This is a genomic window from Microcoleus sp. A2-C3, from assembly GCF_036706065.1.
In the GTDB taxonomy this organism is placed as follows: domain Bacteria; phylum Cyanobacteriota; class Cyanobacteriia; order Cyanobacteriales; family Microcoleaceae; genus Microcoleus.
The window spans coordinates 43,877-69,199 of the sequence record NZ_JAUBVX010000006.1 but is presented as its reverse complement, the minus strand read 5'-3'; the positions used below and the strand labels follow the sequence as shown (position 1 = coordinate 69,199).

Annotated in this window: 23 protein-coding genes; 15 read left to right on the top strand and 8 right to left on the bottom strand. The window is 44.6% G+C overall.

The window, feature by feature from the left end; genetic code table 11:
- Positions 1 to 158 precede the first annotated feature (158 nt).
- Both QUB66_RS05640 and QUB66_RS05635 read right to left on the bottom strand, forming a co-directional pair.
- The gene (locus QUB66_RS05640; RefSeq protein WP_265235467.1) at positions 159 to 782 is read right to left on the bottom strand and encodes a hypothetical protein; all 624 of its coding nucleotides are present in this window, start codon (positions 780 to 782) and stop codon (positions 159 to 161) included.
- Positions 783 to 1,046: 264 nt separating this feature from the next.
- Positions 1,047 to 1,373 carry a YbjQ family protein gene (locus QUB66_RS05635; protein WP_172184303.1) on the bottom strand — a complete coding sequence of 109 codons (327 nt, stop codon included), beginning with the start codon at positions 1,371 to 1,373 and terminating at the stop codon, positions 1,047 to 1,049.
- Between the two features lie 151 nt (positions 1,374 to 1,524).
- On the opposite strand from QUB66_RS05635, the gene QUB66_RS05630 reads away from it, so the two are divergent.
- Together QUB66_RS05630 and crtO are read left to right on the top strand one after the other, a co-directional pair.
- Positions 1,525 to 2,625, top strand: coding sequence for a tetratricopeptide repeat protein (locus tag QUB66_RS05630; protein WP_265235468.1), 1,101 nt, complete (start codon positions 1,525 to 1,527; stop codon positions 2,623 to 2,625).
- A 380-nt stretch (positions 2,626 to 3,005) separates the two neighbouring features.
- Entirely contained in the window at positions 3,006 to 4,703 is a 1,698-nt protein-coding gene (gene crtO, locus QUB66_RS05625; protein ID WP_332966743.1) for a beta-carotene ketolase CrtO, read from the top strand.
- A 70-nt stretch (positions 4,704 to 4,773) separates the two neighbouring features.
- Here crtO and QUB66_RS05620 read toward each other — a convergent pair whose 3' ends face one another.
- Together QUB66_RS05620 and QUB66_RS05615 are read right to left on the bottom strand one after the other, a co-directional pair.
- Positions 4,774 to 5,568, bottom strand: a complete 795-nt coding sequence (locus QUB66_RS05620; RefSeq protein WP_332966742.1) for a HEAT repeat domain-containing protein — start codon at positions 5,566 to 5,568, stop codon at positions 4,774 to 4,776.
- Positions 5,569 to 5,596: 28 nt separating this feature from the next.
- Positions 5,597 to 5,797 (bottom strand): polymorphic toxin type 34 domain-containing protein, encoded by a 201-nt coding sequence (locus QUB66_RS05615; RefSeq protein ID WP_332966741.1) that lies wholly within the window; start codon positions 5,795 to 5,797, stop codon positions 5,597 to 5,599.
- Positions 5,798 to 6,124: 327 nt separating this feature from the next.
- Between QUB66_RS05615 and QUB66_RS05610 the strand changes: the two genes are divergently transcribed.
- The 4 genes from QUB66_RS05610 (at position 6,125) to QUB66_RS05595 (ending at position 10,564) form a co-directional block, all read left to right on the top strand.
- Entirely contained in the window at positions 6,125 to 7,225 is a 1,101-nt protein-coding gene (locus QUB66_RS05610) for a saccharopine dehydrogenase family protein (RefSeq protein WP_332966740.1), read from the top strand.
- 287 nt (positions 7,226 to 7,512) lie between these two features.
- Positions 7,513 to 7,869 (top strand): hypothetical protein, encoded by a 357-nt coding sequence (locus QUB66_RS05605; protein ID WP_265235471.1) that lies wholly within the window; start codon positions 7,513 to 7,515, stop codon positions 7,867 to 7,869.
- A 287-nt stretch (positions 7,870 to 8,156) separates the two neighbouring features.
- Positions 8,157 to 8,678 carry a hypothetical protein gene (locus QUB66_RS05600; RefSeq protein WP_265235472.1) on the top strand — a complete coding sequence of 174 codons (522 nt, stop codon included), beginning with the start codon at positions 8,157 to 8,159 and terminating at the stop codon, positions 8,676 to 8,678.
- Positions 8,679 to 9,238: 560 nt separating this feature from the next.
- Positions 9,239 to 10,564: a hypothetical protein gene (locus QUB66_RS05595; RefSeq protein ID WP_332966783.1), complete on the top strand. Its 1,326-nt coding sequence runs from the start codon at positions 9,239 to 9,241 to the stop codon at positions 10,562 to 10,564.
- 523 nt (positions 10,565 to 11,087) lie between these two features.
- On the opposite strand, the gene QUB66_RS05590 is transcribed toward QUB66_RS05595, so the two are convergent.
- Positions 11,088 to 12,182: an oxygenase MpaB family protein gene (locus tag QUB66_RS05590; protein WP_265235474.1), complete on the bottom strand. Its 1,095-nt coding sequence runs from the start codon at positions 12,180 to 12,182 to the stop codon at positions 11,088 to 11,090.
- A 277-nt stretch (positions 12,183 to 12,459) separates the two neighbouring features.
- Complete coding sequence (locus tag QUB66_RS05585) at positions 12,460 to 12,804, bottom strand: hypothetical protein (RefSeq protein ID WP_332966739.1); 345 nt, start codon at positions 12,802 to 12,804, stop codon at positions 12,460 to 12,462.
- 112 nt (positions 12,805 to 12,916) lie between these two features.
- Between QUB66_RS05585 and QUB66_RS05580 the strand changes: the two genes are divergently transcribed.
- The 9 genes from QUB66_RS05580 to QUB66_RS05540 all read left to right on the top strand — a co-directional run bounded on the left by QUB66_RS05580 (position 12,917) and on the right by QUB66_RS05540 (position 23,427).
- Complete coding sequence (locus QUB66_RS05580; protein ID WP_265235476.1) at positions 12,917 to 13,810, top strand: ion channel; 894 nt, start codon at positions 12,917 to 12,919, stop codon at positions 13,808 to 13,810.
- A 325-nt stretch (positions 13,811 to 14,135) separates the two neighbouring features.
- Positions 14,136 to 14,462: a DUF433 domain-containing protein gene (locus QUB66_RS05575; protein ID WP_265235477.1), complete on the top strand. Its 327-nt coding sequence runs from the start codon at positions 14,136 to 14,138 to the stop codon at positions 14,460 to 14,462.
- A 6-nt stretch (positions 14,463 to 14,468) separates the two neighbouring features.
- Positions 14,469 to 14,819, top strand: coding sequence for a DUF5615 family PIN-like protein (locus QUB66_RS05570; protein ID WP_442923470.1), 351 nt, complete (start codon positions 14,469 to 14,471; stop codon positions 14,817 to 14,819).
- 173 nt (positions 14,820 to 14,992) lie between these two features.
- The gene (locus tag QUB66_RS05565; protein ID WP_332966738.1) at positions 14,993 to 15,319 is read left to right on the top strand and encodes a DUF433 domain-containing protein; all 327 of its coding nucleotides are present in this window, start codon (positions 14,993 to 14,995) and stop codon (positions 15,317 to 15,319) included.
- Between the two features lie 3 nt (positions 15,320 to 15,322).
- On the top strand, positions 15,323 to 15,676 hold the full coding sequence (locus QUB66_RS05560; RefSeq protein WP_332966737.1) for a DUF5615 family PIN-like protein: 354 nt from the start codon (positions 15,323 to 15,325) through the stop codon (positions 15,674 to 15,676).
- A gap of 148 nt (positions 15,677 to 15,824) precedes the next feature.
- A complete protein-coding gene (locus QUB66_RS05555) occupies positions 15,825 to 17,000 on the top strand; it encodes a metallophosphoesterase family protein (RefSeq protein WP_265235481.1) in 1,176 nt (391 codons plus the stop codon).
- A 259-nt stretch (positions 17,001 to 17,259) separates the two neighbouring features.
- Positions 17,260 to 20,301, top strand: a complete 3,042-nt coding sequence (locus QUB66_RS05550; protein WP_332966736.1) for an SMC family ATPase — start codon at positions 17,260 to 17,262, stop codon at positions 20,299 to 20,301.
- Positions 20,302 to 20,373: 72 nt separating this feature from the next.
- Positions 20,374 to 21,543, top strand: a complete 1,170-nt coding sequence (locus QUB66_RS05545; RefSeq protein WP_265235483.1) for a pyridoxal phosphate-dependent aminotransferase — start codon at positions 20,374 to 20,376, stop codon at positions 21,541 to 21,543.
- 3 nt (positions 21,544 to 21,546) lie between these two features.
- Entirely contained in the window at positions 21,547 to 23,427 is a 1,881-nt protein-coding gene (locus tag QUB66_RS05540) for a M24 family metallopeptidase (RefSeq protein WP_332966735.1), read from the top strand.
- Between the two features lie 131 nt (positions 23,428 to 23,558).
- Here the strand turns inward: QUB66_RS05540 and QUB66_RS05535 are convergent, their stop codons facing one another.
- Entirely contained in the window at positions 23,559 to 24,722 is a 1,164-nt protein-coding gene (locus QUB66_RS05535) for a hypothetical protein (protein WP_332966734.1), read from the bottom strand.
- A gap of 6 nt (positions 24,723 to 24,728) precedes the next feature.
- Positions 24,729 to 25,145, bottom strand: a complete 417-nt coding sequence (locus tag QUB66_RS05530; protein WP_265235486.1) for a hypothetical protein — start codon at positions 25,143 to 25,145, stop codon at positions 24,729 to 24,731.
- Positions 25,146 to 25,323 lie beyond the last annotated feature (178 nt).

Genomic DNA, 25,323 nt, shown 5'->3' with positions numbered 1-25,323 from the left:
GCAAAAAGCGCATTAGACAAATAAAACTCGGCGGTTGAAACCGCTACTACACAAACGAAGTCCGCCGGCACGGACTGAAGAATACATGAATTAAAACAATAAAAAAGCACCTTGAAAAAGTGCTTTATGAACATGAACTTTCCATGTTTGACAAATTTTTACGAGTAATTCCGGGGAGTGCGCGCGCCGGCAGATGCTCCTGCCATCGAAGCAACCAAACCCAATAGGGAACCGAACAAAAATGACCAGCCAGCTTTGGCAGCATTTTCCGCAATATTGCGAGTATCTTGAGCAGATACGTTAGGCGCTTGGTTCGGCAGATTTACCACGCCTTGCTGGGCTTGATTAATCACTTCTCCCGCATTCGCAGCTACTATGCCAAAAGTACCCGCTACGCCGTTTGCTAACAGCCAAGAGCCAATTGTTAAGGTAGTTGCCCACAAAATTGCTCCGTTCAAAAGTGCCGTGCTGCGGTTCATCGGGCCGCAAGCGCGAGCTGTTACCCAGCCGCCAACGCCTAAGCTAATTAGCAAACTGATAATTGACCAAATTCCTACCCCAGTACCCACGCTGCCGGCAATAGTGCGCGGTGCTCCTGAATTAGCGATGTTGCTTAAGCCGATCGCAGCGCCCAATGCACTTAAAACCAATTGTGTGGCGATCGCAATTACCAAACCTGAAAATATCGGGCCCCAACGTACTCGATCGTGGTATTCCATCACTGAATTTACGACCACAGGTTCGGTACTAACGTTGTCTACAGGTCTATTTACGTATGTCATAGCTTTTCCTTTCCTTTGACTGTTGGTTCTATTTTTAACAATCTTTCATCTAAGCATTGATTGTGGCTGAGATTGATAAAAACTATATCTGCCTGGGGAAATAACCAGTATCTATGTCTGAAGAAAGAAACAAAAAAGTCATTAGCCCTGAGTCCATAGCTATTAGCTAATGACTGCTGACTAATAACTTATGACTAATGACTAATGACCAATAACTATTTTATCCAGTTAAAAAACTTCGCGGATGTATAGAGGAAAGTCAGCTTACCGCAATCTGACAGCAGTCCCAACGGCAGTAATCAACAGCAAAGCGCCAGAAGAGTCTACATTAATCGTGCCGGTGTCAACTTCCACCCCGATTACAGCATTAGCACCCAGGCGCTGAGCCCGTTTTTCCAGTTCCGCGAGGGCATCTCGCTGTCCTTTGAGAAACACTTCCTCATAACTGCCGGTGCGCCCGCCGATGATGTCGCGAATGCCCGCGAAGAAATCTCGCAGGGCGTTGGTGCCGTAGACCACCTCAGCAGTTACAATTCCTAGGTAAGATTGAATTTCTGCTCCTTGAATGATATCAGTTGTTGTTACAATCATCAGTTGGCCTCAAGTGCGAAAATTTTGAGTTGGTCTTGTTCTGTAGATTTACTACATCTGGCTGCTCAAAGATTCCTGGTAAACCCTAAGCTTTCAGCGATCGCAACTTGACAGCAATCCGCTCTTTTATTCCACACACTCTTTGAAACAAATGGCCGTGTACAAACAAAGTCTCTTGGTATTCAGTACGCTGTTGATAGCAGGATTCGCTGTCGCAGCCCCGCAGATAGCGCTCTCAGCAGAAACACCAGTTCAAGTTAAAGCTCAAAATAATCCAAATTTAGATGCTCTGCTGCGACAAGGGCGGGAGTTGGTAAATTCAGGAGATTACAGTCAGGCGATCGCCATTTATCAGCAAGCAGCCCGTTTAGATGCCGAAAACCCGCGCATTTTTTCCGGTATTGCCTATTTAGAAGCACGTCAGGGCAACTATCAGGCCTCAGTAGAATTTTACCAACAGGCGATCGGTCTGGAGCCCAAAAATGCTGACTTCCAATACGCATTAGGATATGCTATGGCGAATCTGCAAAACTATCCCGCAGCAGCCTCCGCTTACCGTCAGGCCGCTGCGCTCGATCGCAAAAATGTCAATGCCCGCATTGGTCTCGGAGTGGTACTGTTTCAGCAAAAAGATTACGTCGGTGCATTTAAAGCATACCAAGAGGCGATCGCCCTCGATCCGAAAAGTTGGCAAGCTTATTCTTCAATGGGTTTAGTATTGATCCAGCAGGGAAACTTTGCCAGTGCTGTCACCGTGCTCGAACAAGCAGCTAAACTCGCTCCCAAACAAGCCAGCGTCCAGTTAAAATTAGGTAGTGCTTTGCTGCGCAGTGGCAACACTTCCGAAGGGGTAGCAGCGTTTGAAGAAGCTGCCAAATTAGAGCCACGGAACCCCGAAGTGCAGTTAGAAATTGGCGAACTTCTCCGGGTTCAAAACGACTTAGACGGAGCACTGGTAGCTTATAAGCGAGCGATTGACGTGCGCCCGAATTTAGTGGCAGCCCACGCTGCGATCGGAGAAATTCAACTAGAAAAACAAGATTTTTTAGGAGCGATTATCACTTTTAGGCGAGTGATCCAACTCGATCCAGACCGGGCAGAAGCTTATTATAATATGGGTAAAGCATTCAAAGCGCGCGATCGCACATCCGAAGCAATTCAAGCTTTCCAACAAGCCCTCGACACTTACCGCCAGCAAGGCAACAATGATGGTGCACAAAAAGCCGAGGCGGCACTTAATGAACTGAAGTAATATTTCTCATTGTACTAATTGGGAATCGGCAATGGCGAATTAGTAACGGAGAATAGCTAATGGAGAATTGGTCATCAATTACATCCGTTAAATCCGTTAAAAAAGCCGTTGCCGAACTTCCCTCTGTCAATTAAATCCGTTAAAAAATCTTTACCTAACAGCTTTATTGTGATATAATGCGGGGGCGAATTGGCAATAATGATCGCTCGGCAAATTCAATAATAAATAAAGGCGATCGCACAGCAACACTTGGTAAGAACTCCATCTTTTGTAAGATGCTCAAACTAATCTCTTCAGATGAATCTATTTCTATTGATAGATCCCGCAAAGTTGTTAACATTTGTAAAATGAGCAAAACATCCTATCCCAGAGCTTCATCTATGCAAACGTATGACGTGATTATCATAGGAGCAGGTCACAACGGGCTTGTCTGTGCGTCTTATCTCCTCAAAGCCGGATATACCGTTTTGTTGTTAGAAAAACGTTCGGTTCCCGGCGGCGCGGCGACTACAGAAGCAGCGATTCCCGAGTTACCCGATTTTAAATTCAATTTGTGCGCGATCGACCACGAATTTATCCATTTAGGGCCAGTCGTAGAAGAATTAGAACTGGAAAAATACGGCTTAGAATATCTTTACTGCGATCCAGTCGTTTTTTGTCCGCATCCAGACGGCAAATATTTCTTGGCGCACACTTCCGTCGAAAAAACTTGTGCAGAAATTGCCCGCTACAATGAGCGCGACGCTAAAAAATATGCCGAATATACAGACTTTTGGCAGCGCGCTTTAAGTGCAATGATGCCGATGTTCAACGCGCCGCCAAAATCTATTATAGATATTGCCGGTAACTACGATATTGGTAAACTCAAAGACTTATTTTCAGTCATCGGTTCCCCCGACAAAACGCTGGACTTTATTCGCACGATGATTACCAGCGCTGAAGACATTCTCAACGAGTGGTTTGATGAGGAATTTCTGAAAGCACCCTTAGCGAGACTCGCTTCAGAATTGGGCGCGCCTCCTTCGCAAAAAACCATTGCGATCGGTGCAATTATGATGGCAATGCGCCACAATCCCGGCATGGCGAGGCCTCGCGGGGGAACTGGTGCATTGGTGCAAGCGCTGGTCAATTTAGTCAAAACCTATGCGGGTGTTATACTTACCGACCAGAACGTTGAGAAAATATTAGTTGATAACGGCCGCGCTGTCGGTGTTCGAGTTGCAGGCGGCACAGAATATCGAGCTACCAAAGGCATCATTTCTAATATTGATGCGAAGCGTTTGTTTCTGCATTTAATGGATGACAGCGATGTTGATGCTGCTGACCCGAATTTGCGGGAAAGATTGGAGCGCAAAATTGTTAATAACAACGAGACAATTCTGAAAATAGATTTAGCTCTCAATGAAATGCCTAAGTTCGATCGCTGGAACCATCGCGATGAATATTTAATGGGTTCTGTTTTAATTGCTGATTCGGTGAAACACGTTGAAATTGCCCACACCGAACCTGCGATCGGCAAAATCCCCGATTCCGATCCGTCGATGTATGTCGTGTTTCCGACGGTAAGAGACCCGTCAATGGCTCCTCCCGGACACCATACGGCTTGGATTGAATTTTTTGCTCCTTACCAGATCGAAAATGCTGAGGGAACCGGCCAGCACGGTACAGGTTGGACGGACGAGCTGAAAAACAAAGTTGCCGATCGCTGCATTGACAAATTAGCAGAATACGCGCCGAATATCAAGAATTCAATTATCGGCCGCCGGGTGGAAAGTCCGGCCGAATTGGGAGAGCGTTTGGGGGCGCTGAAGGGGAATTATTACCACGTTGACATGACGCTGGATCAGATGATATTTTTCCGTCCTTTACCGGAGTTGGCCAATTACAAAACGCCGATCGACGGTTTGTTCCTCACCGGTGCGGGCACGCACCCAGGCGGCTCGATTTCGGGGATGCCCGGACGCAATACGGCTCGCGTGTTTATGCACTCGCAGCAGCCGATCGCGCAAACTTTGGCGGATGCGGCTAATTCTTTGAAATCGACGGCTAAGTCGGTATTTCGGAGTAATGAGAAGTAAGATTTTTAACCGCAGATGAATGCAGATGAACGCAGATGAATCACATCTGCGTTTATTTGCGTTAATTTATTCAGTCTTCTAGTATTGATTCTGCATGATGACGCATCAAGAGAAAACGAAGGGCGATCGCACTCAATACTTTATCTAACTCAGGGGCATCTTGGGCAATATTTGGCGTTGGTTCACGTTCCTTCAAATCTGTTAAAATAGTCAAAATGTGCTGAGCAAAATCTTCATCAGCCTGATCCAACAAATCAACTAACTTAGCGATATCTTCTTTCGCACCCAACCAGTACCTTGCACCCAGCAATTCAGCTTTTACTGATAAAGGAAGTTCCGAGTTTAGATACTTTTCCAATTTGGGCAATAGCTGCGACGTACCTAAAATTCCAATAGCATTAGCAGCATAACATCTAACAGCTTCATCCTCATTACGATCGAGCAGTGAAATATCGAGAATTTTGATTGATTTAGGTTCTCCTAAATACCCCAGAGTTTCTGCTGCTGATGCGCGAACCAGTGCCGAAGGGTCATTTCTTAAGATATGCTCTATTGGTGCGATCGCAGGAATATAATCAAGTTCACCCAGCGCCTCAACTGCTTCAGACCTCACAATGTCTTCTGGATCGTCCAGCAAGTTCATTAATGCAGGGCCAACTGTCTCTACTTCCTCTGAACCCAGATAACCCAATGCTTCGGCTGCGGTGAATCGAATAACTGCATCTGGTGACTTCAGCAACCTCACTATTTTCGGTGCAGCCTCATAAACTTCTGCATCAACCAGATCCAGAATTGCCCCGGTTTGCCGATTCGGTTGGTCTGAATCGCAATCATCCAAAAGCAGTTCAATACTTTGCTTATTCATAATTATTACCTGCTGTAATTTAATCTTTTTATCTGTGACGACTGCGACGCTTTTTCTTAGCTTTTTGAGTTGCTTTTATTTTGTGAATCTTTACAGTGTCATCATTACACTCAGCATTTTTCATAAGTATTTTCAGCGCTTCACCTATTGATGCTGCTGACCCATCTTGCATAAGTTGCTGAGCTTCTTTTAAAATGCCTGTGTCGGCGACGTTGCCTTCAGAAGTCATGTTTCTTTTGTGCCATATTTTTAAATCTTGAAAATAATATTAAGACAAACTGCCGATCGCCCCTCAATAAATCCTCTAACCTAGTATGATAGACTAATTTCCATTGTAACATAACGGGCAAGTTCCTACTCTTTGAAAACTCACTGCGCTAACCTTGTTGAACCATCAACATCAGAAATCTCAGGATTTGTTCGACTGGCGGCAGGGAATAATCGCTGAGGTCGAGCGCCACATTCTCCTAATTTCTTACAAATTCATCCTTTGTGCAGATGGAATTTATGCCTGAAAATAGAGAAACTTATATTAGCGTTACCCTATTTTTTAGCGATGACAAACCGAGTTTTGATTGTCGGCGGGCGGGGACGAATTGGCAACAGCGTTGCTCAAGACCTTGTTACCCACACCGACGCAGAAATTACTATTACCGGACGCGACCCTAATGGCTCTCTTCCACCAGAGTTGCCGCCGGATCGATCGCGCTATTTAGCTTTAGATTTAGCAGATAGTGCAGCTTTGCAGCAAGCTGTTTCATCCTCTAACCTCGTCGTGCACTGTGCCGGGCCATTTCACTACCGAGACGCTAGCGTATTGAAAACTTGCATCGAGGCTGGTGCTAATTATACCGATGTCAGCGACAGCCGCAGTTTTACTCGCAGAGCTTTAGAATTGCGCGAAACAGCTAAAAATGCTGGAATTACTGCGATTATCAATACGGGAATTTTCCCTGGAATTTCTAATAGCATGGTGCGCCGAGATGTCGAGCAATTAGATACAGCAGAACACATCCATTTGAGTTACGTTGTCGGCGGTTCGGGCGGTGCTGGTGTGACGGTGATGCGGACTACTTTCTTAGGTTTGCAAACTCCTTTTGAGGTTTTGATTGATGGCCAAATGCAGCAGATCAAGCCATACACCGATCGCGAAACGATAGAATTTCCCCAACCCTACGGCAAAACTGGCGTTTACTGGTTCGATATGCCGGAAGCAATTACTTTGCCCGAAACTTTCCCAGTGAAAACAGTTGTTACCAAATTCGGCACTTTTCCCGACCTTTACAATCACTTGACTTGGTTTGTTGCCAAATACTGGCCCGATAGCTGGCTGAAAAATCCGTCTGTGATTGAGTTTTTGTCCTATGTCAGCTACGGGATGACTGCTGTTAGCAATAATTTTAGCGGTGTGGGCGTGGCTGTGCGATCGCAAGTAACCGGCCTAAAAAACGGTAAACCCGCTAAAGTTCGATCGACAGCGGTACACTCAAATGCTGCCGCAGCTACGGGCATCGGTACTGGCAGCATCGCTCAATTAATTTTAGAAGGCAAATTGACAAAGCCGGGGGTTTGGTCGGTAGAGCAAGCTCTTTCTACGGAGCTATTTGAACGAGCTATGCAGAGTCGCCACCTCAAGATTAATCAAGAATGGGTGTAATGAAAGCAGTGCGATTCTGTAGGGTGCGTCAGCTCATAGATACTCGATTCCCGGAAAAAATAACGCTCTGTTGACGCACCCTACTACTAATCTATCTTCAGGTAGAAGTCTGTATAGCAATTAGAGGCTTATTATAATTCGTAGCACGATAAATATCCCTGTTCGCTCGATCGCGATAGGGTAGCTGCGACAAAAATTGCGGTTCAACCAAGGTTCTTGATGCGCGATCGCCCGCAAGGGACAACAAACACGATAATTTTTGCGACCAAATACGAGGAGACGTTGATATGAAGCGGGTTTTAAAAGCTCTGGGACAAACATTGAGTCAAAGCATTTTGCTAGTCTGTATGCTGGCTTTCATTGCTCTGGCCGGTATAGTGGCAGTACCAAATCAGGCTGCTCATGCAGCAGGTCAATACACCAGTCAGGCGCAGCCGGAAGCTAAAATTACTGACCCCGCAGAAAGTTTTGAGGATCTCAATCCCCAAGCAGCTTACGAAGATATCGTCAACACCGCTCAAAATCCTGCCAAGGTCGAGAAGGTTTACGATGAAAGTTTAAAGGAATACAAGGCAGAACACCCGCAAGAAAGCATTGTTCAAAAAGCTGAAAATCTGATCGAAAAGGTTACGGGCAAGGAATAAATTAGAAATTTTCTATCTAACTCAAGTTGCGAAATATTCAGCTTCGCTGAGGACACAGTTGAGCAGAGATTGGAACTCACTTGAATCTTATTATGTAGGTGCGCTGGGCGCACCTTACGTCGTTTGATTGCGTGTTAAACCACTAATTTTTTTCGTCCAAGACAGTTTTATCCTTCCCCTTTCCTGGTTTTTTAAGCTAGCAGATTCATCCCTAAGGAAGATGAATAAGTAGCAACTAAAAAGATAAATTTAAGCAGACTTGCAGTTAGATAAAAGGAAAAAATATCATGAACGATGACACAAAAACGGTGAAGCAACCTGATGCTAACATTGACCCGCTGTCCGGGGAAAAAGGGGCTCATCCAGTGGGAACTGGTATCGGTGCTGCGAGTGCGGGTGCTGCTGGTGCTGCGATCGGCGGTGCGATCGGCGGGCCTGTTGGAGCAGTTGTGGGCGCTGTTGTGGGCGCGTTTAGCGGTGGTTTGGCGGGTAAAGGTGTCGCAGAGGCGATCGACCCCACGGTAGAAGATGCTTACTGGCAAAACAACTACAGCTCCCGTCCTTACGCGGATACGAGCGCAACTTACGACGACTATCAGCCTGCATACCGCACCGGTTATGAGGGCTACAGCCGCTATAACGGTACTGGTAAGAGCTTCAACGAACTCGAAGACGATTTGCAGCGCGACTACGAAACAAATCGCGGTAAGTCGAACGTACAGTGGGAAAAAGCCAAGCACGCCACGCGCGACGCTTGGGATCGGGTGGAACGCGCTGTTCCTGGCGACATCGACAAAGACGGCCGCTAAGCTGACGCGCATCTAATTTTAACAATCCTATTTCTTGAACTCTTGTGGGGTGGGCTTCTAGCCCGACCCAAAAATAAGACTGTGCTTGATATCTGACACTATTTTCAACGCAAGTTGAGCGAAGTTCTTGGGGATTTTTTACCTCTCTCTACATCTGAGAGGGGTATTTTTAACTGAGTGGAAATCGTTTTTTTCAGGAAGCAAGATTTTGCCAGGGCTGGTTTGGCGGCTTGAATCGCCAAAAAACTTATTAACAAAAAAGTTTGAGATTGGCATTTTTTGTTGACTATTAGCCTTAAAATTAAACTAATTCAGGACTCAGGCATCGATCGCATATAGCGGTTCTCAAGCGTGGTGAGGTATGCCCGATGCCCGATGCCCGATGCCCGATGCCATATCCCGGAAGCGTACCTGATCTTTCTAAGAAAGGCTATATTTCTGTGATTGTTCGCAATCCGCGTTAGCAATCGCAGCCAGAACCCGAAAGCATCGGTTGCATCAAGTCCGATAATTGTTAATCTAAATCCTTTCATTCAAAATCGGTATAACTTGTGGATGCAATGTTGGAAAGAGCTTGGACACTCAAGCAAAATTTAATTGACTTTGTGCTGGATGCTGAGGGAGAGTTGGCGGTAGCTTTAGAAGCTTTTGCAGCAACTAAAGCGGTTGGCGAGCGCTACGATATTGCTCAGCAAAATCAAGTGATTGACAGTTTTACAGTTGAAGGTAAAGTCGGAGACAAAATGCCGATCGACCTTTTTGTCGAAAGTCAGCCAGATTTAACCGAGGGCGAGATCAGTTTGCTAAAAAGTTGGGGCAAAAAAAGCTTCACCGGTTTATTTGAAATCACTCAAATTTCCCCTGACAGCTTCGAGGTGACAAACTGGCTGACGGCGAAGCACTATACTGTTAAGCCTAACAGCGCTAATTTTCTGCAAGAAATGTCTCGCTTTAAGTTAGGAGAAATCTTGCGGGCTCGGATTGCGCCTCTCACCGATGACTGGTGGATACTCTCTGGGCCTCCAATTCCGATGGGGAAATTGGGCAAGCCAAAGTTGGCAGTTGCGATCGGCAATTTCAAGCAAAATTACAAAAATAACCTGTACAGCGACGCCCCGGAACTGTTAGAGCAAGCTTGGAAATCGGTAGAACAGTATCACGACGATTTTACCGAATTTTTTGGCAGCGATGAAGTGACGTTATCGGGATATCACCTGAATAAACAGTTGGCAGAATTTCAGGAAGTAATCATTAAAAAACGCCTAGCTGATATTGGTGTTGATGAAACTAAATCTCTGGCGGATCTCGTTGAAGATGCCGGAGTCGATCCAGAAGAAATCAAAGCAGCCGCCATCGCAGCAGCAGGCGCCGATACTAAAGCAGTTGAGGTAATGCTCGACAGCAATGCTAGTTCAAAAATGGTAGTGCCGAAAGTCGAATTGCCCGATCGCTTCAAGAAAGCCGAAAAGGTGACAGCACTTTCTCATCCGCGCTGGGGGCAAAGCTTTTTGTCTACCTACGCTCAATTTACGGAAATGCTGACAGCCGAAGACTTTTCCACCATTCCCGGTTACGAAAAGCTGGTTCGCAACTATCTAGAAGATCCGGCAATTAATACCTGGATTTGGCGGCGGTTAGCGAAAGTTAATCCAGCCAAATTACAACAAATCCTGCAAACTGTATTGGAACGCACAGACTTTCAGATCGATCGCGATTTAGATTCCCTGCTGCAAGAGTTTAAAAAACCCTTAGAACCCGAACTCCCCGAAATTGCCAGTGTTCCGCTGCACCTGAACAACTTATTTCAGGAAGCTTTAGGCGAAGTCAACAAGTCAAAGTCCAAACCGCAGGATAAAAAGAAAACCTCTAAAGGCTTTAAATCCTGACAAACTAAGTTCGTGACATACTCCTACACGCTCTGCTATCGCATACAGTGTAGGCTGCTCACAAACTCCACCTCATACTATGCGCTAACGAGTCCGCTTCGCCAACGGATATTGATTGAGATTTTCGCAGCCAAAGGAAGGCGGGAACAGAATGGTAATTTCAATTACGAGTGCGATCGACCCTAGCCATTTTGGGCGCGTTAATCTGCATCCCTCAGATAATAAACCATTAAACAAGCTCACAGCTAGCTGTGAGCTTATTGCCCGGTAATATAACTTAAATAGCTTTGCAGGCAGGACTTTAGGTGATTTCTAAGACAGAATTGGCGTTGCTGATTTACGGTATGAAAGGCTAAATATGCAATTCATAAAAACCAGCGTCCACAAAGCTTCTGGATTTTAAAATTATTTGTTTCATACCCTGATTAAGCAACGCCAAAGAATTTACCGATTAGGAGGACGAACAGCAGTTCTTCCCTACGATGGAATGATGGTGTGTGGTAATTTTTATTCTGGAAATCACCTATCTCTCACGGAGGTTCAGCCCCCAGTTATCCTGCAAGCTCTTGGGAATCGTGAATTCCGTCTTTTGTCCTTCCCGCTCGAGGTAATGCAGTCCCTCAATCAGCCTGCGTGAGAATGCGCCGCTGAGCCCTGCCGCCAGCTTCGAGCGATCCTGCATCTCGTCGTTGACTCCTAAAATCCAGCGCAGTGGACGTAAAAAGTGCCGAGTCCAATCGGCGCGTTCGATACCAACCGCTTCAACCACCCGTTCGTCGCAGAACTCGCGGATGAGCACGGGAACGATACCATCGAACATCTTGCCGGGAACGCGCTCCTTCATATAATCAACCAGCGCAGCAGTCAGTTCTCGCCCGGCATCTGACGGAGCTATATGATGGGCTAGTATCGCATCCCACAATGCTTTGCCATCCTCGACATTGCCCGGTAGCAGGTCCTCCTGAATTCCCATTATGCTGCCAATGACACGCCAACAGTGAAAGAACGCGGCTTCTTCCTCCGTGGTAAAGTCCAATCCCAGCTTGGTCAAGACTTGGGGCAACAGTGCAAAGGATAGCATCGTACAAACCAAGTCTTCCTGGTTGATGGGAACACCGTACTCAGCACGCCAGCGGGGATATTGCCTCATGTGGTAGCGAATTGTGGTGTGCAGCAGACGGATCTTTTGAGCCGTGCGTACCCCACGACCATTTGGCTCCAACCCACCCTCGGCCATAACATCGAGGAGAAACTGCGCGGTTTCCATGAGGCGTTGATGTATCCTTTTGGTGATCCGGTGCGTGAAACTCAGTACCTGCGCTCCCTTGGCGCCGGAGTAGCATGAAGGCAACGACCAGCAAAACAACGCCATCGTCATTTGCATACCATAACGCGAAAACAGTTGCTGTCCGAGTCGGATCTGCTCCCGATCCGCCCATGAAGGCCAGTCATCTGTGGTATTGAGGAAATCTTCAAGCTCGTCAGGCATTTCGACTGCCACCAGATCATCGTTCTTTTGAATGTCTTTTAGAAGTTTATTTACAGCGTCCACCTGATTGAGCCCAAAGATTTTTTCAATGACGGAATCGGCTGGCGGATCGCCGATTTCACGATACAAGTCTAGAGTGTTGCGGGTCCATCGGCTTGATAACATGGGTCTTTAACTCCGTAGTTTTTTTGAGAAATAAGTTAAGTGGGCGGGAAAATTTATAAGTATTGGACAAGAACAAGTTACTAAGGTGATTTCCAGAATGAAAATTACCACAGAACATCATTCCATCGTAGGGGAGAACTGCTGTTCGTCCTCCTAATCGGTAAATTCTTTCTTAGAAATCACCTTAGTGCTTCTTCACCGCGCTCGAAAGAACTGAAGTCCTCACTACAAAAACCTTTTGTTAATCTTCAATTTGTCGAACAGCCATGCGTTGCAGCGGCAGGCTGAGGATGCTAGAAGCAGTCAACAAGTAAGAAAGAACAGTAGTTAGCTTCAAACTGAGCAACAACCAGCTATCCTCTGGTAAGTGAAGTTTCAGCCCAAAAACAGAAATACAGTACACTATCCAGTAAGTAAAGCTCATCTTGATCAGGATTTCTTCGCTCAAAGTGCGCGCGGCGAAGCTATCCCGTAGGGAATCGTCAGTTGGCTGCGAGTTGCGATTATCACCCAGCAGGACTAGACCCGCAATAGAAGCCACAAAAGAAACTATAACGAGATAGTCATGCCAGTTAAGCTCAACCATTTCTAAACTCCGCTTTTATCTTAATTTTTGGAATTAGACATCAGTCTAAAGGATAAGTTTTCCGGCTCCAAGTAATAGTTACAATTTGACACAGCCGCAGTTACAAATCGCAATGAAAATTCACCGCAACCGCCCGCCACTGCCTCGTTTAGTCAGCCGACAAGGACAATTCACCTTAAATATTGTCAAGTTGGGAGTACCTCGCCTGCATTTTGCCGACCTCTACCACAGGCTGCTAACTCTTTCTTGGCCGCAATTTTTCATTCTGATTTGTCTCTCGTATGTACTCACGAATTCTTTATTTGCCTTAGCTTACTTGGCGGGAGGAGATTGCATTGCTAACGCACGGCCCGGTTCTTTCAAAGATGCCTTTTATTTCAGCGTGCAAACAATGGCAACAATCGGCTACGGTGCCATGTATCCGCGCACGGATTACGCTAATACTATAGTCGCGATCGAAGCGTTTTATGCTTTGTGGGGAGTGGCAATGGTGACGGGACTAGCTTTTTCGCGATTTTCCCGACCAACAGCTAGAGTTATCTTCAGCCGCGTAGCTGTAATCGCTCCTTTTAATGGCGTTCCTACTCTCATGTATCGCACGGGAAATCAGCGCTTCAATCAAATTTTAGAAGCGCAGCAAAGAGCTACTTTGATCCGCGACGAGGTAACACCGGAAGGAGAATATATGCGGCGTTTTTACGATTTGCAATTAATGCGGAGTCAATCTCCTATTTTTGCATTAACTTGGACGGTTATGCACGCAATTGATGAGAATAGTCCTTTGTACCAACTTACTGCGATAGATTTGATTGAGCAGCAAGCAGAAATTGTGATTACGCTAACGGGAATTGACGACACTGTTTCGCAAACTATTCACGCGCGGCATTCTTTTGTAGCTGCTGAAATTGTCTGGAATATGCGGTTTGTAGATATTATTCTGAGAATGCCGGATGGTGGGCGGGTGGTAGATTATACTCGGTTTCACGATGTAAAGCCTGTTGAATGAATGTGTTGATTTAGATTGTTATTTGAAAAGTGGCACGTTTTTATATTGTTTGAATAAAAATTATGAATTACATAGCTCTATATTTGAAAATGCAAGCCAGACAACTTGCATTTCCAAATATATCTTTTAAAAGGTTTTTTAATCAAATTTTGGAACGGGCAAGATGCCCGTTCCACAGAAAAGAAATATTTTTGTGGAACGGGCATCTTGCCCGTTCCTATTTTTGCAAGAGGTCTAATATGTTGAAAAAATCTATATAGAAAGTGCTAGAATAGTTTGATCGTGACAAAACATATTTTTTTACCATTTAGTACGAATTACGAATATGACACTAAAAGAATTACAACCGCAACTCCTGGCTTTAAGTCCAGAGGAAAAGACTCAAGCGATACAATTTTTAGCCCAAAGTTTAACCAATTTTTGGTCAGGAATTCAAAAGAATCCTGGCGTAATGGGCGGCGAAGCTTGTATCAGACAAACGCGGATTCCTGTTTGGCTGTTGATAAGTTATCGCCGTCAAGGTGCTAGCGATGCTCATATTTTAGAAGGTCATCCCGATCTGAGTGCGGCCGATTTGGTAAATGCTTTTGCTTATGCAGAGGCACACGTAGATGAGATCGATCGAGCTATTCTAGAACAAGAAGAGGCATAAACTGTGGTGCGTATTTATGCAGACGAACAATACCCATTTCCGGTTGTAAAAATTCTCCGCAATTTGGGGCATGATGTCCTGACTGTTCAAGAAGCGGGGAAGGCAAATCAAAAGATACCTGATGATGAAGTTCTAGCTTTTGCTGTTAGCACGAATCGTGCAGTTGTGACACTTAACAGACCCGATTTTATTCGACTGCACAAGTTGAGTTCTGACCATAATGGGATTATTGTATGCACGAACGATCAAAATTGGGAGCGGCTGGCGGCGCGGATTGATGAGGCTATTGCTAATCTGGAAACTTTGAGAGGTATGCTGATTCGAGTTAACCGCCCATCGGTTGAAGATAAGTCATAGAATACATCGAGTCTAAAATTCACTTATACTATGCGAATAATTAATTCTGTTCTCCGCTTTGGTGCGCCGCACCCTACGATTGACCGTTAAATATGTTGAATTAAATTTGGGGTAGCAAGTGCTAGAATAGTTTGATGGTGACAAAACGTAGATTTTCCTCACTAATTACGAATATGACACTGAAAGAATTGCAACCACAGCTCCTGGCGTTAAGTCCAGAGGAAAAGACTCAAGCTATACAATTTTTAGCCCAAAGTTTAACCAACTTTTGGTCTGGAATTCTAAAGACTCCTGGCGTATGTGGTGGCGATGCTTGCATCAGACAAACTCGCATTCCTGTTTGGGTGCTGGTGAATGCTCGCCGTTTAGGTATTTCGGAATCTGAACTGTTAGAAGATTATTCGACTCTGCGTGCCGCTGACTTGGCAAATGCTTGGGCTTATGCTGAGGCATATCCTGACGAGATTGAAACAGCAATTCAAGAAAATGAGGATGATTGAAAAGTGGCATTTTTTTATGCAGATGAACAATATCCAAAGCGAGTTGTGGAATTTCTAAGGACTTTAGATCACGATGTCCTGACAGTACAGGAAGCAGGAAATGCTAATCAAAAAATTCCTGATGAAGAAGTATTAGCTTTTGCATTGAGTATTAATCGCGCTATTTTAACGCTCAATCGCCGTCATTTTATCAAGCTGCATACATTACAGCCAGACCATGCTGGTATCATTGTTTGTAAAGATGATTCAAATAGAGAGCGACAGGCGGCGCGGATTAATGAGGCTATTGCTAATCTGGAAACTTTGAGAGGTATGCTGATTCGAGTTAACCGCCAATCGGTTGAAGATAAGTCATAGAATACATCCCGTATGAAATGAACTTGTACACTTTATAGATAAATCCACTATCAATTTACCTAATTAAACATAAAATACGGCTCGCGCTCAAGTTTACTGTCAACTGTCAACTGTCAACTGTCAACTGTCGAACTTCCTTCTTCTTACTATGCGAATAATTCATACTGCTGACTGGCATTTGGGACGACGTTTTCGAGGGATCGATCGCACTTCCGAAATTGCGATCGCCCTGGAACAGATTTTGAAACAAGCCAAAGAGCTAGATGTCGATGCTGTGTTGGTTGCCGGAGACATTTTTGACGTTCCCAACCCTCCAGCCTACGCTGAACGCATTGCCTATCACTTTTTCTGCGAACTCCAAGCTGCCGGAATTCCCGCAATTGCGATCGCCGGTAATCACGATTCAGCATCCCGCATCGACAGCATCGCCCAATTGCTCTCCCTCGCCGGCGTTCGCGCTTTAGGTAAACCCAGGCGATCGGCAGACGGTGGCACGATTACTCTCAATACAAAAAGTGGTAAACTGTGCGTGGGAGCAATGCCTTTTGCTTCCGAACAAAGATTGTTAGATGCTAATTCTCTCTGGCACTCCGGCGACGCTAACCGCCGCCAAGATTACCGCGAAATTGTAGCAGATTTACTGCAAAATTTAACCACAGATTTTCGCGACAATACGGTGAATATGCTGATGGCACACATGAGCATAGACGGCGCTCGCTTGGCTAAATCCGAAGTCGCTTATTACACGCGAGAAAAATACCTGCTGTCATCGCAAACTCTGCCGCCGGAAGCTCAGTATGTCGCCCTCGGACACATCCACATTCACCAGCGCATTGGTAAGAATTCCCCAGCTTATTATTCCGGTTCTTTGATTCAGTTAGATTTCGGAGAAGCGGAACAGGAAAAAGGATTTTGCTTGATCGAAGTTGAGCCTGGAAGTCAGGCTAAGGTAGAATTTAGACCTGTGGCTTGCCACAAGCCGTTAAAAGTGCTTCAATGTGATAATGACAATCTCGATCAAATTTTAGAAGCTCATCAATATCATCCGGGTTACTTGAAGGTAATTGTCGAACTGGATAGCCCGCAAATCGGATTAGCCGATCGCGTCCGCCAAATCTGTTCTCAAGCGCTGTTAATTGAGCCGCGCTATCGGGATGCACTGCTAGAAGCCACAGAGAACACTAATATCGATCCCAATAATTTCGATCCGGCGGCAGAGTTCTGCAACTATTATCAAAACCGCTTGGGAACGACTCCGCAACCCGCTGTATTGGAGGGATTTCAGGATTTGTATAAGAAGTTTAAGGAAACAGTTAATAGTTAAGTAGTCGAGTCTCGATCCCCCCTAACCCCCTTAATAAGGGGGGGACAAGAATGCCCTCAAAGTCCCCCTTATTAAGGGGGATTTAGGGGATCTCCGGGGCATAAATATGTTAAGTGAACCGTATTGGGATATATACTGCGTCCGAAGCTATCCTGTCGCTGTTATTTTCAAATCTTGCGATTGCTTCGTTCCTCGCAATGACAACATAATCATCAAATTCCACAATCTAAAATCCAAAATCTAAAATCTAAAATCTTTTATGCGTCCACTAGAACTTTTACTCGAAGGATTTACCAGCTTCCGCCGGGAACAGTGTTTAGATTTTTCTCAACTCGATTTGTTTGCAATTACTGGTGCTACAGGTGCGGGCAAATCTTCGCTGCTAGATGCGATGACTTACGCACTTTTTGGGATGACAACTCGCAGCGGCAAGCAAGTAGGTGATTTGGCAAGTCAAGGTAGTAAAAATTTAAAGGTGCAGTTGCGTTTTGCTGTGGGTTCTGCCCAGTATCGGGTGACGCGGACATGGCGTTTTCGTCCAAAAACTCCTGAAAATAAGGTGATTTTGGACTTCTGGCAAAACGGCGAGTGGGAAACTTTGGGAACGAGTATTGTTGCTGTTCAAAATACGATCGAACAGATTTTGGGGATGGATTTTGATACTTTTACGCGAGCAATTATTCTGCCTCAAGGAAAGTTTGATGAGTTTATTAAAGGGGATACTTCTAAGCGCCGGGAAATTTTGCGGCAGCTAGCCGGATTTGAGATTTTTGAGCAGATGCGGAAGGAAGCAAATGAGCTCGCAAAGTTGCTGAAACAGGAACGGGAAATGGTGGAAAGGCAGTTGGCTGATTTGACCGCGCCGACGGTGGATGAGGTAGATCTAAAGCGATCGCAACTTGGAATTTTAGAGCAGCAGTTACCTGAGTTCGAGCGCGCCGTGATGAAAGCTCAGAAGGCGTTAGACGAAGAGGAACAGCTATTTTCACAAATCGCTCGTTGGCAAGAGTTGCAACAAAAATTGGCTGAGTTAAATGCGAGTTCCGCCGACATTGAAATTTTAGCACGGCGTTTGGAAAGAGCGCAAGCTGCCAATCATTTACAGGGAGATTGGGCTTTAGTGCGATCGGCTCGCAGTCAGCATGAAACTGCCGAAAAAGCCGCTCAATCAGCGCGGGAACAATTAATTAAAGCTCGCTGCGAGTTGGCGGCAGAACAACAGCAACTTGACGAGGCTAAAGCCAAAGCAGAGGCACTAGCACCACAATTTAAGGCTCGCGAAAATGCTCTGGCTGCTGCTAAAGTATATGAAGAACAGCGCACTCAATTAGAAAAAGAAGTTGCAATCGCCCAAAAAATACAACAGGAAAAACTCCGCTTTTTCCAAGCAGCAGATAAAGAATTGCAAGCTACTAACACTAAAATTCAGAGTGCGGGTTTTCGAGTTACTAGAGCAGCGGTACTGCTCGAACAGTATTCGCCGGGAGGAAAGCGTTTAGAGCAGTTGCAGGAAATTGCACCTTTATTGGTGGAAGTTCAGCTTATTGCCAAGCAGGGAAAAAGTCAGCAGGAAATGTTGGATAAGTCTCTGGCAGAAAAAGAAAGCGCTCAACAGAATTATGTCGCAGTTGCCACTAATTTAGCAGCGGCAGAAATCCGGCTCAAAGAGTGCGGTGGTGAGTTAGAAGCGGCGGAAACTGCTAATGCGGAAGCGGCGCGTTTAGAGACTGTTGCTGCTGTCAGAATGTCGTTGAATTCTGGCGATACTTGCCCGGTGTGTGGGGGGGTGCATCCTGAGAGCGATTTGCTCCCTCCTTTACCGATTTCTAAGATTGTAGATGTCGCTGGTTTGCGCCGGAAACTGGCGGCAGCAAATCAGGTTTTTCAATCTGCTCAAATGGCGGTGGCTGAGGGGAAAAGCGCAGTTTCATCCTGCGAGCAAAAACAGTCAGAAATTGCTAAAATATTGGAATTGACGGCGAACAGAGTTGGCGAATTGCAGCAGCAAATCTCGAAGATTCTGGAGGAGCAAGAATGGGAAGTGTCGCAGTTGCAGCAGGAGTTGGCAATCCTTAAAGAGAGCGATCGCCAATACCGAGAAACCGAGCAGCAATTTCAAATTGCATCCTTGGAGTATAATAATTACGAAGAAAGATTAAATTTTGCAGGGACTACAAAAGCTGCTAAACAGCAAGAATATCAAGATGCGATCGCCGAATTTGACCGCAGACAGCAGCAGTTGCAAAGTTGTGTCAACGCGCTTTATCAAATTACCGAATATCAATCTTATGCTAATTTAGCACAAGCCTTGGCAGAAGAGAAGCAAGAGTTGGCAAATCTGCTAAAAGTTGCGGAAAAATCTTATCAAACTGCTCAAAATACTGCTATTCAAGCAGCAGAAAGAGAGCAACAAGCTGGAGAAGTTTTTGCACAGGCGCAAGCCAGTAAACAGCAGTTAAACCAGGATTGGTTAGCAAAATTAACAGCGGTTGATTTTACAGAAGAGACATTTTTAGCAGCGGTGGCGCCCGTTAGTGAACAATTGCAGTGGGAAAATGCGATTCGCTCTATGCGCGAGTCAAAAATTCAGTTGGAGACGCGGGCGAAGGATTTGAGTGAGGTGATCGCAGGCAGGACTACTGATGAAGATACTTTAACACAAGTGCGATCGGCAAAACACACCGCCCAAGAAAACTTCAAACAAGCCAACAACAACCGCGCCGAACTTTTAGCGTGGATTCAAGTAGCCGCCCAAACCCTCGAACAAGCCGAAAGACTGTCACAGCAAATCACAAACTTCGCAGAACAAGAGCAAACTTATCATACCTTAGCGCAGAATCTGAAATCAAACGAATTTCAATCCTACATCTTAGAACATTTAGAAGCAGAATTAGTCGGCAGCGCCACCTTAATTTTGCAAGAATTAACCGACAATCGCTACAAGTTGAGAAACCAAGATGGCGAATACTGGGTAGCAGATAATTGGAATGGTGGCGAAGCTAGACGAGTCCGCACCCTTTCCGGCGGCGAAACCTTTGCAACTTCCCTATCAATGGCTTTAGCTTTATCAGAAAAACTGTCTCAAGGAGCTCAATTGGGTAGCTTGTTTCTCGATGAAGGATTTGGCACATTAGATGCAGAAACTCTCGAAAGCGTTACTCAGATTTTAGAATCTTTGCGGCAGCGAGAAAGGCTGATTGGAGTGATTACTCACGTTCAAGGATTGGGCGAAAGATTGCCCGCACAAGTTAAAGTGTTTAAGTCACCGCAAGGCTCTAGAATAGAAGTTGAAAGAGTTTAGAAGACAGGGCGGTTGAAACCGCGTCTTATCTGATTACAAACAAATTTTATCCTAAAAATAGAGTTAAATTCTATGAAAATTCACCCAACTCGAATGCAATTGGTACAATCACCAATCATCCCAGTAGTAGGCGAACTAATCCGGCAAAATCCGGGAACAATATCATTAGGACAAGGCGTAGTTTACTACAATCCGCCCCAAGAATCCTTTAACAAAATCCCCGAATTCTTCGCAAATCCCGACAATCATAAATACAAAGCCGTCGAAGGAATTCCCCAATTACAAGATGCAATCGCAGCCAAACTCCAAACAGATAACGGCATAGAAATTAACAATAAAAACTGCATTGTTGTCACCGCAGGCAGCAATATGGGATTTACCAACGCCATTCTTGCCATCACCTCAGCGGGAGACGAAGTTATTATCCAATCACCTTATTATTTCAACCATGAAATGGCAGCAGTCATGGCAAATTGCCGCCCAGTTATAGTAGAAACTGACGCTAATTATCAACTTAATATCCCTGCAATCAAACAAGCAATTACCGATAAAACTCGCGCCATCGTCACAATTTCACCCAATAACCCAACTGGTGTAGTTTATTCCGCCGAAGCACTCCGGGAAGTTAACGAAATTTGCCGCCAACACAATATCTATCACATCAGCGATGAAGCCTACGAATATTTTACCTATAACGGCGTTAAACACTGTTCCCCCGCAGCTTTTCCCCATAGCAACGAACATACAATTTCCCTGTTTAGCCTTTCTAAAGCCTACGGTTTTGCGAGTTGGCGCATCGGGTATATGGTAATCCCAGAACATTTGCTGGTTTCAGTGAGGAAAATTCAAGATACCATCTTAATTTGTCCGCCGGTAATTTCTCAATATGCAGCCCTGGGAGCCTTGCAAGTTGGTAGAGGTTACTGCGATAATTATGTAAGGGCGATCGCATCTGTGCGACAACTCGTATTAAACGAACTCAATACAATCCAAAATCTGTGTACAATTTCCCCGGCCTGTGGAGCTTTCTACTTTTTCTTGAAAATTGACACACAGCTCGATACAATGGAATTAGTAGAAAAATTAATTCGCGAATATCGCGTAGCAGTGCTTCCCGGTACAACCTTCGGGATGGATAGTGGCTGCTATTTGCGGGTTGCTTACGGTGCTATGGAAACTGAAACAGCGGCGGCTGGAATTAGTAGGTTGGTTAAAGGTTTGAAGACAATTTTAGGAGCATAAAATATGATTGCAAGTAACTTCAAAGCTATTCAAAATAATCAAGATTCAATCTCAGCTAAACTTGCCAATTTGCGAGTTATGATGGCAAAAAATGACTTAGATTGCTATTTCATCCCAGCGGTTGACGAACATTTTAATTTATCAGTCCCAGCAGCTAAGCAAAGACGAGCTTGGATTTCAGGTTTTACTGGTTCCGCCGGAGATTTGTTGGTTGGCAAAGATTCTGCTTGGTTGTTTGTGGATTCTCGCTATTACGAACAAGCGGAGTTACAAGTCGATACGGGAATTATTCAAATATCTAAACTTGGCTTAGAAGAAAATTTAAGTTTAATTGAAACTTTAGAAAAATTGGCAGAATCTGCACCAAAATCAACTAAAATTAGATTTGGTTTTGATCCGTTTACTGTATCAACAGAGCAATATCAAAAATGGGTGAATAAATTTGCAACTGCTGGAATTGAGCTAGTATCAATCCGGGAGAATTTAGCAGACAAAGTTCGACAAACAGTAGAGACTTTACCCGCGATTGACGAATCTCCCATCTTTAGCTTGCCAGCAACCCTGACTGGAGAAACGGCGGCCCAAAAATTAGCCAGAGTCAGGGAAGCGATGGCAAAAGCTAACATCGACGTGCTGCCGATTAGTAACCTGAATCAAATAGCGTGGCTGTTCAATCTCCGAGGCTCGGATATTCCCAACATTCCAATTTTTATATCCTATGCGATTGTCACCACAGATGCAGCGTTTTTGTTTACCAATCCTGAACGAGTTTCACTAGAAATCAAGCAAGAAATATCGGCAGATATAACTTTGCTTCCCTACACAGACTATCCGTCAACTTTAGTATCTTGTGTCAGTTTGCCGAAAAAAATTCGGGTGCTATTGGACTCGAAACACAGCACAGCAGGCACGTACCAGTTAATTTTAGACCAGCAAAAAGCTAAAAATAACATCGAAATAGTTTTTGAGCCGAATCCTATAGAAGGGATGAAAGCTCGGAAGAATCCGGTGGAAATCGAGCAGATGAAATCGGCTAATTTTAAGGCAAGTCGAGCGAAAACTCTGACTTTAATGTGGTTGACAGAGCAGGTTGAAAATGGTAATGTATTGACAGAGTTTGATGTTAAAGAAACTGTCGAAGGTTTTTATCAGCAAGAAACTGATTTTCAGAGTTTATCTTTTAGAACGATCGCAGGTGCTGGATCAAATAGCTCGATCGTACATTACGGCACTCCCAGCCCCGAAATCACGCTAAAACCCGGAGAATTGCTGCTGCTAGACTCAGGATCACAGTATTTAGCAGGCACAACGGACGACACCAGAACCATGATTGTCGGGGAACCGACGGCGCTGCAAATCGAACATTACACCACAGTCTTAATCGCGCACATCAACTGTGCAGCGCAGCAATTTCCTAAAGGTACAACGGGCTCGCAGTTAGATGCGATCGCCCGTGCGGTATTATGGCAACAACAGCTAGACTACGGACACGGCACTGGGCACGGAGTCGGCGTATTTTTAGCCGTTCACGAAGGGCCCAACGGCATCAGCAAATCTGTCCAATATCCGCTGGAATCGGGAATGGTGACAAGCATCGAACCGGGATATTACGAACCGGGATGGGGCGGAATTCGTCTCGAAAATCTCTATATTGTCAGGGAAATGCCCTCAAAAAACGGTTCGGTTTGGTACGGATTTGAACCGCTGACGTATATTCCGTTTGAAAGGAAATTGATAAATGGCGATCGGCTGTCAAAGACTCAATTACAATGGTTGAACAACTATCACGCTTCGGTAGTCGAGAAACTCTCACCCGTACTTGATGCAGCAACAATCGCCTGGTTGAAAAAAGCCTGCGCTGTGTTAGGTCAAATTGTCAGGTAAAATGCAATACGGTTCAGTTAAGCCAGATCCCAGCTAAAAAAAGGGACAAAAGCTGCATCAAAGTCCCCCTTTTTAAGGGGGATTTAGGGGAATCTCCGGGCTATACAAACCGTTAACCCAAGCGTATTCGATTATAATAAATTCGCCTTAAGCAAACGTCTTTTCAATGCAGAGCGACTGCTATATTTATTATGCAGTTGTTGAACCAGTGTGAAAAATTTAACTGTTTGCTTTTGATACTCCGCTAAATCTTGGAGTTTTAAAAGTAAAGGCACTACTTCATCATAAGAGCTAGAAGTTCCTTTTTGAATGAGAGCGTCTATATCTTCCCAAACAGCCGTTTCTCGCTTAGCCAAAGCTTCTAACTCTTTAATTCGTGCAGCTTTAGCTTCCTTTCCTCTTCTTTCTTCTTCCTGTTTTTCTTCCTTTTCTGCGCTTGCTAAAAGCTGACGAATTGTTCGTTTACCGGGATTCTGATCTTGCTTAACTTCTATCATTGCTGATAATTTGTTACGCAATTCAATAGAGAGATTAGATTCTCCTTTGAGTAACCGCAGTAATAAAGTATCAACTTCAGAACGATCAAGTTTTTTGATAGCTTCTGTGATGCTACTTTCGGGAATTGAAGGTTTAGTAACACTCGCACTGATTGCAGCTTTCAGTAGATGCTCATCCACTTCAAAAATATCGATAAAAGCCTGTAACGATGAAGATAACTTACCGAAATTAGGAGGAACAGGTGGCTCTAGTCCTTCTTTATCATCATTTTCATCATCATTTTCATCATCATCATCTCGCTCATCTTCATCTTCGTCGTCGAGTTCATCAAGATAGGTAATCCCTTTCAGCCAAGCCAAATAAAGTAAACGATAATCTCCCTGCAAAATTTCCTGGCGCAAACCTATCAAAGAGGATAAATTTCCTTCTCCTTCTATCCACCCATCAAAACCTTCTTCCTCATTAATAGAAATTTCTAAAATGACAAAATCATTAATTTCCGAAACCTCAACTATATCTTCAACGCAATATTTTTGCATCAGTTCGATATCAATCAAACCTTTGGGAAAACGAAACATTAGCTTTAACGATCCCCAATTAGCTATGTAAAACATAGCATCGAAATATTTGATTAATACTTGTTTTTCTTGACCCGGAAAATCTCCATAGTTATAAAGAAAAATAGCTCTACTAGAGCTTATTTGTGCGCGACTAGAGAGTTTGCTGATTGCTTCTTGTTCTGATTGAGTCAAAGGTCGATCGACGCTTTGAAATTCGTAATATTGATATTCGCTCATTTTGGGTTATACCAAGTACATAGAAGATATCTCAAAGGCTTCTTCAGGCGTACCGTAGAAACTACCATTTGGGAACATACAAGGCTCGTATTTTTCACTGCTATAGGCGTAAAACCCCAGAGTCCAAGCTTCTTCATCACTAAAGTAACGCAGCCGACACAGGTGAAGGGGGGTATTTCGCCTTTGTTCTAAATATTCTTCACGAGATATGCCAAGCTCTTTGCTCGGAAAATCTAGGGCTATCTCAGGTTCTGTATAGGCATCAATGTAACAAAACTGACTGCGAAAGCGAATGCCTAGGCGAGTGTATTTACCAGCGTAGTTAGCAGCAGCATAATCGAGAATACGCTGCTTCACCCGTTCTTGAACTGCCGGAGGGATTTTCACTCCTCCTGAATGTGGATCTTTTACCCAAGGGGACATTTTACTACTCTGGTAAACTGCTGACAAAGTTAGTGTAGAATAACTTGCTAACTTTAGTTGCTAAGATTTAATCAAACTTGATAATCAGAAACTCTAGTTGGCGATCGCCCGATTCACTCTAGCTCTCGATATTTCTATTTTTGGAAAAAAGATTACCTTAAAAATCAAAATTGCTGAG